Source organism: Clostridia bacterium (assembly GCA_017620395.1).
GTDB lineage: Bacteria > Bacillota > Clostridia > Oscillospirales > RGIG8002 > RGIG8002.
In genome coordinates, this window is record JAFZQJ010000024.1 from 1 (window position 1) to 3,191 (window position 3,191).

Annotated in this window: 2 protein-coding genes and 1 riboswitch; both genes read left to right on the plus strand. The window is 62.6% G+C overall.

All coding sequences use genetic code 11. The features are described from left to right. Positions 1-889: 889 nt before the first annotated feature. On the plus strand, positions 890-2,614 hold the full coding sequence (gene mnmG, locus J5441_05025) for a tRNA uridine-5-carboxymethylaminomethyl(34) synthesis enzyme MnmG (protein MBO4934512.1): 1,725 nt from the start codon (positions 890-892) through the stop codon (positions 2,612-2,614). Between the two features lie 99 nt (positions 2,615-2,713). After that, positions 2,714-2,788: riboswitch (cyclic di-GMP riboswitch) on the plus strand. A gap of 58 nt (positions 2,789-2,846) precedes the next feature. Then, positions 2,847-3,191, plus strand: a 345-nt coding sequence (locus J5441_05030) for a hypothetical protein (GenBank protein ID MBO4934513.1), incomplete at its 3' end; no start/stop codon positions are given.

Here is a 3,191-nt window from a genome sequence, read left to right on the forward strand (position 1 = left end):
CCCGTTTCCGACTGCACACTTTTCCGATAACACGACCGTTACCTTCAAGATCCTTCGACTTCGTAACGCTGCGCGTTACTTCGCTCAGGATGACAACGTATGCGTTTACGTTCTGTCATTCCGAGGAGCCGCGAACGCGCCGACGAGGAATCCCCCTCCCTTTGCAGCCGGTCGGAAAAGGTGTGGGATCCCTCGCTCCGCTCGGGATGACAGACCTGCCCGCTGCGCTGCGTGTTCTGTCATTCCGAGGAGCCGCGAACGCGCCGACGAGGAATCCCCCTCCCTGTGCAGCCGTCTTCTTTCGGTGTGGGGTCCCACGCGTCGCTCGGGATGACATTGCTTCGCCCTCAGGATGACAGCGATGCCGTCAGTCAAGGCGCAAATCGGCGCAGCCGATTTGAATTATTCAAATTGCCGCGGCAATTTGTTCCTTAAACTGCGAGCGGAGCGAAGCAATTTCACTGCGCCGGAGGCGGAATTTCACTGATGCGAAGCATCAATTTCACTGCCGCCGGCGGCAATTTCACTTTTCATCGTATTTCCGGGAGGTTTCGACACAATGAAGCGCTATACCAATCCCGAAACCTATGATATAGCCGTTATCGGCGCGGGGCACGCGGGGATCGAAGCCGCGCTTGCCGCCGCGCGTCTCGGCATGCGGACGGTGATCTTCGCGATAAACCTCGATTCCGTCGGAAATATGCCCTGCAACCCCTCAATAGGCGGCACCGGCAAGGGACACCTCGTGCGCGAGCTCGACGCCCTCGGCGGCGAAATGGGCCGCGCCGCAGACGAAACCTCCATACAAACGCGTATGCTCAACAAAGGCAAGGGCGCCGCGGTCTATTCGCTCCGCGCACAGATCGACCGCCGCGCCTATCAGCAGCGCATGAAGCGCGTTCTGGAGCGCACCCCCGGCCTCGACGTAAGGCAGGCCGAGGTAGTCGCGATAGAAAGAGCGCACACTCCTGCCTCCCCTGTGCAAGGGGAGGTGGCTTGCCGGAGCGAACGCGACGGCAAGACGGAAGGGTTGTCGGTTTCCGATAAGCCGCAACCTGCCTCCGACGCTCACAACCCCTCAGTCTCGGACGGCGGCGCCGTCCTCGACAGCTCCCCTTACACAGGGGAGCCGGGGCCCGCATCCGCGCCCGCGTGGCGCGTCGTGACGCGGCTCGGGGCGGAATACGCCTGCCGCGCCGTCGTGATCGCGACCGGCACCTACCTCGCGGGACGCGTCTTCGTCGGCGACGTCAGCTACGAAAGCGGCCCGGACGGCATGTTCGCGGCCTCTTCCCTGTCCGCGAGCCTGCTCGCGCTCGGCGTGCCGCTGCGCCGCTTCAAGACCGGCACCCCCTGCCGCGTGCACCGCGCCTCCGTCGCGACGGACGAGATCGAGAAGCAGTCCGGCGACGAACACCCGGAGCCCTTCTCCTTCGAAACGCGCACGGAGCCGCGCAACCTCGCGGACTGCTATATCACTTATACCAATGAAAAAACGCACGAAATCATACGGAATAACATACTTCGCTCGGCGATGTACGGCGGGCAGATAACCGGCGTCGGACCGCGCTACTGCCCCTCGATCGAGGACAAGATCAGCCGTTTCCCCGACCGTCAGCGGCATCAGCTTTTCATCGAGCCGACGGGGCTTGACACCGAGGAGCTATACCTTCAGGGCATGTCCACGTCGCTTCCCGAGGAGGTGCAGATCGAGATGGTGCGCTCGGTCAAAGGGCTCGAACGCGCCGTTTTCACCCGCACCGCCTACGCGATCGAATACGACTGCGTCGACCCGACCGCGCTCACGCCGACGCTGGAGTTCCGCGACCTGCCGGGACTTTACGGCGCGGGGCAGTTCAACGGCACGAGCGGCTACGAAGAGGCGGCGGCGCAGGGCTTCGTCGCCGGAGTCAACGCCGCGCTGAAGCTCAAGGGCGCCGAGCCGCTCGTTCTGACGCGCGACGGCTCCTACATCGGCACGCTGATAGACGACCTCGTCACCTGCGGCACGAACGAGCCGTACAGAATGATGACGAGCCGTTCGGAATACCGCCTGACGCTCCGCCAGGACAACGCCGACGAGCGCCTGACGCCCGTCGGACGCCGTATCGGGCTGATAAACGACGCTCGCTGGGCGGCTTTCAACGAGAAGTACTCCAACATAGAAAAAGAGGAAAAACGCCTGAAAAAGGCCGTTTTAGCGCCTTCAGAGGCGTTGAACGCGCTGCTTGAGTCGCTCGGCACGGCGCCGCTGACCACCGGCGTGAAGCTCGCGGAGCTGCTGAAGCGCCCCGAGGTGGACTACGAATCGCTCGCGCCGTTCGACGAAACGCGGCCGGCGCTGCGCCGCGAGGAGTGGGAGGAAGCGGTCATCCGCATCCGCTACGAGGGCTACATCGCGCGGCAGAACGCGCAGATCGCGGAGGCGAAACGCGCGGAAAGCACCCTTCTGCCGCCGGATATCGACTACGACGACGTCTACGGCCTGCGCATCGAGGCGCGCGCGAAGCTCAAGGCTATCCGTCCGCTCAGCGTCGGGCAGGCGTCGCGCATCCCCGGCGTCAACCCCGCTGACGTCGAGATACTGCTTATTTATTTGAAGAAAAACAAATAATCCGCCCGCGCCGGAAGATTGTATCAAAAAAACTCTTGACAACGCCGCGGACGCAATATATAATATCCGTGTATGGACGCTGAGGAAGCGTCCCCAAAACCCAACACTTGGCAAAGCCGGAGCAATCCGGTGGCGCAAAGCTACAGGGCCCCACGCGGGCAGCCAGCTGCGATGTTCGACGTGTGAGCGAGCAGCGCGGCTTTTTTATTTCAACCGTAAGGAGGCGAGAACGGTGCCCGATAACGAGATTATCAACAACGAAGAAATCGTCAGCAGCGAAGAGATTATCAATAACGAAGAAATCGCCGATAACGGTTATACCGCAGCGGCCGAAGCCGCCGCGCCTGCCGAAGAGCCCGTCTCGCCCGAAACCGCTGTCCCGAGCGAAGCGGAAGAGACTGCCTCCCCTGTGCAAGGGGAGGTGGCATCCGAGGCGGAGCCGAGGATGACGGAAGGGTTGTTGGCTTCCGATAAGCCGCAGTCCGACTCAAACGCAGACAACCCCTCAGTCTCGGACGGTGCTGCCGTCCTCGACAGCTCCCCTTACACAGGGGAGCCCTCCCCCGCCGCAGCGGAC